Here is a 7214-nt window from a genome sequence, read left to right as displayed (position 1 = left end):
TAGGTGATGCTGCCAACTTACTGATTTAGTGTATGATGGTGTTTTTGAGGTGCTCCAGTGGCTTCTGTTTCTATCAGCTGTCCCTCCTGTTCAGCTACTGACGGGGTGGTGCGTAACGGCAAAAGCACCGCCGGACATCAGCGCTATCTCTGCTCTCACTGCCGTAAAACATGGCAACTGCAGTTCACTTACACCGCTTCTCAACCCGGTACGCACCAGAAAATCATTGATATGGCCATGAATGGCGTTGGATGCCGGGCAACCGCCCGCATTATGGGCGTTGGCCTCAACACGATTTTCCGCCATTTAAAAAACTCAGGCCGCAGTCGGTAACCTCGCGCATACAGCCGGGCAGTGACGTCATCGTCTGCGCGGAAATGGACGAACAGTGGGGATACGTCGGGGCTAAATCGCGCCAGCGCTGGCTGTTTTACGCGTATGACAGGCTCCGGAAGACGGTTGTTGCGCACGTATTCGGTGAACGCACTATGGCGACGCTGGGGCGTCTTATGAGCCTGCTGTCACCCTTTGACGTGGTGATATGGATGACGGATGGCTGGCCGCTGTATGAATCCCGCCTGAAGGGAAAGCTGCACGTAATCAGCAAGCGATATACGCAGCGAATTGAGCGGCATAACCTGAATCTGAGGCAGCACCTGGCACGGCTGGGACGGAAGTCGCTGTCGTTCTCAAAATCGGTGGAGCTGCATGACAAAGTCATCGGGCATTATCTGAACATAAAACACTATCAATAAGTTGGAGTCATTACCCTCCCCTCAAAGCCATATCACGTACGTTAATCCTGACTTCATTAAAATCAGTGGTTTCACTGAGGAAGAACTATTAGGCCAGCCTCACAACATCGTAAGACACCCAGATATGCCGCCTGCTGCATTTGAGCATATGTGGAGTACATTAAAATCTGGCCGCTCATGGATGGGGCTAGTAAAAAATCGCTGTAAAAATGGCGACCACTATTGGGTAAGTGCTTATGTAACGCCAATAGCTAAGAATGGTTCGATTGTTGAATACCAGTCTGTAAGGACCAAGCCTGAACCTGAGCAGGTTTTGGCTGCGGAAAAATTATATGCTCAATTGAGAAGCGGGAAGGCCGCGAGGCCGAAATTGGCTGCTAGCTTTTCCGTGAAAATACTCTTGCTCATATGGGGTAGTATTATATCAAGCGCAATGGCTGCCGGCATGCTTACTGATACATCAATAAGCAGCTTATTGTTAGCCACTTTAATGTCAGGAAGCTTAAGCTCTGTTAGTGTTTTGGCTATTCTCTCTCCTCTTGGAAGACTGGTTGAAAGAGCCAGGAATATTTCCAATAACCCATTAAGTCAATCCCTCTACACTGGGCGCACCGATGAGTTTGGCCAAATAGAGTTTGCTTTACGAATGATGCAAGCTGAAACAGGCGCCATAGTAGGTCGCATAGGTGATGCATCAAATCGGCTTAGCGAACACACCCGAGGCCTACTAAAGGATATTGAGTCAAGCAATGTACTTACAGTTGAGCAGCAGGCAGAGACAGATCAAATAGCAACGGCAGTAAACCAAATGGTGGCAAGCATTCAAGAGGTTGCGAGCAATGCACAGCATGCTGCAGATGCGGCCGGAAGAGCAGACACTGAGACGGCATCTGGCCAGCGTCTGGTAGCCCACACAAGCCAGTCAATCACTGCCCTTGAAGGTGAAATTAGGCAAGCCACTCAGGTTATTCATGAGCTTGAAGGTCAAAGTAACGAGATATCAAAAGTTCTTGACGTTATACGAGGGATCGCCGAGCAAACGAATTTGTTGGCACTCAACGCAGCAATTGAGGCCGCGCGTGCTGGTGAGCAGGGGCGTGGTTTTGCTGTTGTCGCCGATGAGGTTCGCAGTCTTGCTGCTCGCACACAGCAATCGACAACGGATATTCAAAGCATGATCAGCGCTCTACAAGAGCGAGCGCAATCCGCTGTTACAGTCATGGAGCAAAGTAGTCGGCAAGCGCACACGAGTGTAGCTCACGCAGAGGAAGCAGCTACAGCTCTTGATGGAATTGGCCAACGCGTTAACGAAATTACCGACATGAACGCGCAAATAGCGACTGCGGTCGAGCAGCAGGGAGCAGTAAGTGAAGACATAAACCGCAGTATTATCAATATACGCGATGCTGCTGATACCAATGTACAGACCGGGCAGAATAATTTGCAAAGTGCGAAATCTGTCGCTCAGTTAACTAGCGCTCTGAGCGAACTGGCAAAACAGTTTTGGGAAAAACGAGGATAACGCTTTTCAGTATCTCGACAGGGATAACTTACTTTACCATCGGTTATCCCTTTTAGCCGCACAAATTTTAGCCATGGCTTTTCAGGAAGTCAGGGCTATCAGAATGGCCTTAGAAAGCCTAGTCAAAGAGCTGTCACGAGAACACCGTTAGCTTAGCGTACGATTTTTTCCGAATTCTGCGGTTCCCCCCTGTAGGGCAAGCAGTTGCGTGACACCTGCGAACACGAAAAGAATGTTCAGTGCCCACCACGGATGGTGATGCGCAAAAGCCAGGCTGAATACAGGCTGGGTTATGACGGCCCATCTCCACAGACGGTTTGCCCTCACCTGGAGCCGTTCCGGTGTGCGCTGCACGTTCATCGCCCAGATAAGCGTGAACAGGGGGAAGGCCATCCGGCCAGCCGCATACAAAAGCAGGTTGCCGGGCGTCAGGAACAGGGTGTTGATGTGGTCGGCCAGCATGGCGATCAGTGCCAGCACTTTGACCATATCCAGGGCAGCAGGACTGATCTGCCCTGGTGTCTGAAGGGGTCGAAGAAGGCTGGGAACCGTGTGACTCATTCGGTGTATTCTCCTGACGGCACGCCATCAGCAGCCAGTCCTGAACATGATGCCAGAAAGCCCTGCCTGTCTGTGACGTCACGCGAACCTTTAATTTTTCCAGAATTATGCGTGCCGCAAACTCTGATTTATCCCGCAGCACACGCATGGCGCCTACCACATCCTTATTCTGAACACAAAGACTTAAAATATGAAAATCGTTCATAACCCTTCCCTCCTGACCCTTTAATTATCGGCACAGGAAGGAATAAATTTAGAGTAAATTCAATTTATTCAGTATGTTACCATGAATATCAATGGTCAGTTGTCGTATCAATATTATGTCCATGGCAAATCCCCGCCACCGTTACTGAGGGTATATTCTTCTTGGAGTCAGTTTGGATATCGAAAATTATTGTACTATAAGGACTTCCCCGGCATGTCAAAGCCGGTATTTATGGTTTCTGTCTGCTCTTCAGTAAAAATAAAGGGGAGAGACTGCGGTACTATAAACGGCCATGATGAATCGTCATCGATTCGGGCCCTGATGAAAGACGCGCGCGAGGTTCTTGTTCGTTAAGCGGATACGTATATCCTGTACAATAGCCAGATAGGCCTCACGGGGTCTAACCCTTTATCATCAACGAATTGCAGGTCAGATGGTTATACAGCTTCGAGCTTTAGTTGACTGAGTACAGCCGGAAATCATCACCGTAATGTAGTGATGCCCAACACAGCCGCGCATTTTTGGCGGCGATGGCCACAACAGCCCGCCAGTACCCTCTGCGCTCAACCAACATACAAACCCAACGGCTGAATGAGTCAGTCCTTTTCCCGGCGCCAATAAGCACTGAACGAGCCCCCTGAACCAGAAGCGTTCGCAGATACGAATCACCGGCTTTTGTGATCCTGCCGAGTTTCGACTTTCCCCCGCTGCTGTATTGTGATGGCGTCAGCCCCAGCCAGGCTGCCAGTTGACGTCCATTTTTAAAATCATGTGCATTACCGATACTGGCGACCAGTGCACAGGCCGTTGTGGGACCAACGCCCTTTAGCTCCATCAGCCGCTGACTGCGATGATCTGTTTTGGCTATGTGGGACAAAATTCGGTCATATTCAGTGATGTTAGCTTCAATGCGATCAACGTGTTCCATCAAATCATCAACACATTGCTGAACCTGAAGCGGTAAAGAGCTCTTCTGCACAGAAACCATGTGGCGCAGGGCATCAGCACTTTGTGGCGCGATGACACCGAATTCAGATATCAATCCTCGCAGACGATTATACGTTGCTGTTTTCTCTTCGATAAAACCCTGACGGGTACGATGTAAACACTGCATGGCCTGCTGGCTTTCGTCTTTCACTGGTACGAACCGCATATGCGGACGACGAACAGCTTCACAGATAGCCTGAGCATCAGCTGCATCATTTTTTCCTGATTTTCCGGCCATACGATAAGGCGATACAAACTTAGCAGCCATCAGACGTGGCTCATGACCATACTGCCGAAACAATCTTGCCCAGTAGTGAGCCCCGGAGCATGCTTCCATCCCGATAACACAGGGAGGCAAACTTGCAATTAACTCAGGAAGTGCAGCACGCGATACTTTAGGCTTAACCAGAACAGTTCTACCATTTTGATCAACACCGTGAACAGCAAACACATTTTTAGCAAGATCGATACCGACAGTCGTGATAGTCATAACGAATTCCTCCGGGACGATGTGTACCCCATGATTGCACAAGAGTTAATCAGGAGCATAATCAGGGGAAGTCCCTTCCATTCGTTAAGGTCGTTTTTTGTACTACCAGGCTGCGGTAAGGGAGATTGACCACGTAGACAGGCAGCTGTGAGCGAAGAGCGGAAGTGAGAATTTGTCATGATTACCCTGATGCGGGACTAACATTGGCCTCTGATAATCAATGGAGAGCAGGTCAGGGTGACCAGTTCCATCTGAAAGAGATCGAAATTCACTGGCGTGAAGTGCTGCGCCTGGCAACCTCGATAAAGCAGGGAACCGTGACGAGCCAGCTACCCCAAGCAAAACGGACTTGCCAAAGCACTGAGGAAAATTGGCCGTATTGAACGAACGCTGTATATGCTCGACAGGTTCCGCGATCCGGCACTTCGTCGGCGGGTCCAGGCGGGACTGAATAAAGGAGAAGCCCGTAACGCGCTGGCGCGCGGTATTCCTTCTCCGTCTGGGTGAAATCAAGGATCGTAAACCGGAAAATCAGAGCTACCGCGCCAGCGGACTGACGCTGCTGACGGCAGCTATCTCGTTGTGGAATACCGTCTATATGGAAAGAGCGGTCGATGCCCTGAAGCGTAAAGGGATGAAGATCAACGAGCAACTGCTATCGCATTTGTCCCCGCTAGGCTAGGAACATGTTAAGTGAGAGAACCTCTACAAGTAAGGTTATTAATTGAATGATTTAAAGGGTCCGGCGCCACGGTCATCTCGGTGACGTCTGTCCGGAGACCTTTGAATAGGCCTCGTCACGAGGCCAAAATTATTCAACGGTTGTGAGGGTTGTCCACACCGGAATACCTATTCATACATAAACATCAATAGTATTTTCGAGGTTCTTATCTTCCCTTTTACCTGACTGAGTCTGCGTTTCCTTGTCCTGCTTCTCAGCCTGCTGTTTTAGTAACTGTTGTAATTGAGCAGACAAACTTTGAATTTGCTTTTGTATGATAGCCACCATCTCTTTCTTCTGATCTGTTGTCATACCATCTTCTGACGACACCTTACCAAGTTTTTCTGTAAGTGACTGTATCTTCTTTAAAATTTGTGATATCTGAGATGATTCACTATTAGCTGAACTGTTAGAACTTTTTATACTTGTATTAGTTTGTATTGATATAGACATAGAACCTCCATGGTAAATATATAGGTGTATCGGCATATACGCAGATATACTTTAGAATTCTTATGATTTATTTTTTCATTTTTTTCAGGCTGTTATATAGACTGGCTTGTTGCGGTTCAGTTTAACGTATTACCAGACATGATTTTGAACGCGCTGGACAGCGTGGTGAGTGAATATCTTTTGGCTGAAGGCCGGAAAGTACATACTCTTTTTGTGTTTACACAATTTGTAGTTACGATAATCCATCCTCACGGCTGTTCCCTGGGCACGGTCATACCTAACCTATTTAGATTAAGTATTAAAAGATCAATTTCTTACAGTACTTTTAAGGGACAACTTCAAATCTCTGAATATATCATTATCAGTATTTCAGTTAATAATACCTTCAAATAAAAAAAACGGCCCGGTGACATCCCCTGGACCGCTTCAATACACTGTCTGATGTTATATATTCACCAGTTCGCAAATATCATACCAGTTTAAGGTTTAGATAGCTATGTTGCGTTATCATTACGCAATGTAACATAAGTGTTTCGGGTGCTGCTAATCGTTATTCTTTGGGACTAAATACTACGCTATACTGGGCAGGGAAATACAAGAGTTATCGGGGAAATTGCTGGGTAATTGATGAAAAAGAAGACCATTCCTCACGGGGGAAGAATGGTCGAATATTTGTGTCCTGGTTCTGTGTACGTCAGGGTTCCAGTAGGATAGCGTCTATTATCATGAACAAAACGACAAATAAGGGGGGGTAATGACTCCAACTTATTGATAGTGTTTTATGTTCAGATAATGCCCGATGACTTTGTCATGCAGCTCCACCGATTTTGAGAACGACAGCGACTTCCGTCCCAGCCGTGCCAGGTGCTGCCTCAGATTCAGGTTATGCCGCTCAATTCGCTGCGTATATCGCTTGCTGATTACGTGCAGCTTTCCCTTCAGGCGGGATTCATACAGCGGCCAGCCATCCGTCATCCATATCACCACGTCAAAGGGTGACAGCAGGCTCATAAGACGCCCCAGCGTCGCCATAGTGCGTTCACCGAATACGTGCGCAACAACCGTCTTCCGGAGCCTGTCATACGCGTAAAACAGCCAGCGCTGGCGCGATTTAGCCCCGACGTATCCCCACTGTTCGTCCATTTCCGCGCAGACGATGACGTCACTGCCCGGCTGTATGCGCGAGGTTACCGACTGCGGCCTGAGTTTTTTAAATGGCGGAAAATCGTGTTGAGGCCAACGCCCATAATGCGGGCGGTTGCCCGGCATCCAACGCCATTCATGGCCATATCAATGATTTTCTGGTGCGTACCGGGTTGAGAAGCGGTGTAAGTGAACTGCAGTTGCCATGTTTTACGGCAGTGAGAGCAGAGATAGCGCTGATGTCCGGCGGTGCTTTTGCCGTTACGCACCACCCCGTCAGTAGCTGAACAGGAGGGACAGCTGATAGAAACAGAAGCCACTGGAGCACCTCAAAAACACCATCATACACTAAATCAGTAAGTTGGCAGCATCACCTA

The 7214-nt window shown here is 48.4% G+C and carries 5 protein-coding genes and 2 pseudogenes; 3 read left to right on the top strand and 4 right to left on the bottom strand.

The features are described 5' to 3' along the window. Window positions 1-57: 57 nt before the first annotated feature. Window positions 58-755, top strand: a protein-coding gene (locus OGV75_RS01310) for an IS1-like element IS1B family transposase (protein ID WP_095033700.1) whose coding sequence is annotated in 2 segments (ribosomal slippage) — window positions 58-307 and window positions 307-755 — 699 coding nt in all. Because the reading frame shifts where the segments join, the coding sequence is not laid out codon by codon here. Window position 756: 1 nt separating this feature from the next. Continuing rightward, entirely contained in the window at window positions 757-2277 is a 1521-nt protein-coding gene (locus OGV75_RS01305; protein WP_001301397.1) for a methyl-accepting chemotaxis protein, read from the top strand. Between the two features lie 189 nt (window positions 2278-2466). Here OGV75_RS01305 and OGV75_RS01300 read toward each other — a convergent pair. Beyond that, window positions 2467-2838, bottom strand: a pseudogene (locus OGV75_RS01300) (TraX family protein); the annotation flags it as partial. 659 nt (window positions 2839-3497) lie between these two features. Beyond that, complete coding sequence (locus OGV75_RS01295; protein ID WP_000156887.1) at window positions 3498-4520, bottom strand: IS110 family RNA-guided transposase; 1023 nt, start codon at window positions 4518-4520, stop codon at window positions 3498-3500. Between the two features lie 239 nt (window positions 4521-4759). On the opposite strand from OGV75_RS01295, the pseudogene OGV75_RS01290 reads away from it, so the two are divergent. Beyond that, a pseudogene (locus tag OGV75_RS01290) lies at window positions 4760-5199 on the top strand (Tn3 family transposase); the annotation flags it as partial. A gap of 174 nt (window positions 5200-5373) precedes the next feature. Here OGV75_RS01290 and OGV75_RS01285 read toward each other — a convergent pair. Both OGV75_RS01285 and OGV75_RS01280 read right to left on the bottom strand, forming a co-directional pair. Then, window positions 5374-5694, bottom strand: coding sequence for a FlxA-like family protein (locus OGV75_RS01285; RefSeq protein WP_049040620.1), 321 nt, complete (start codon window positions 5692-5694; stop codon window positions 5374-5376). A 765-nt stretch (window positions 5695-6459) separates the two neighbouring features. Then, window positions 6460-7157 (bottom strand): IS1-like element IS1B family transposase gene (locus OGV75_RS01280; protein WP_095033700.1). Its coding sequence is split into 2 segments (ribosomal slippage): window positions 6460-6908 and window positions 6908-7157, totalling 699 coding nucleotides; the frame shifts between segments, so codons are not numbered across the junction. Window positions 7158-7214 lie beyond the last annotated feature (57 nt).

The organism is Citrobacter sp. Cb028, from assembly GCF_030336705.1.
Taxonomy (GTDB): domain Bacteria; phylum Pseudomonadota; class Gammaproteobacteria; order Enterobacterales; family Enterobacteriaceae; genus Citrobacter; species Citrobacter braakii.
The sequence above is the reverse complement of the archived record's forward strand: the minus strand, read 5'-3'. Positions and strand labels throughout refer to the sequence as shown.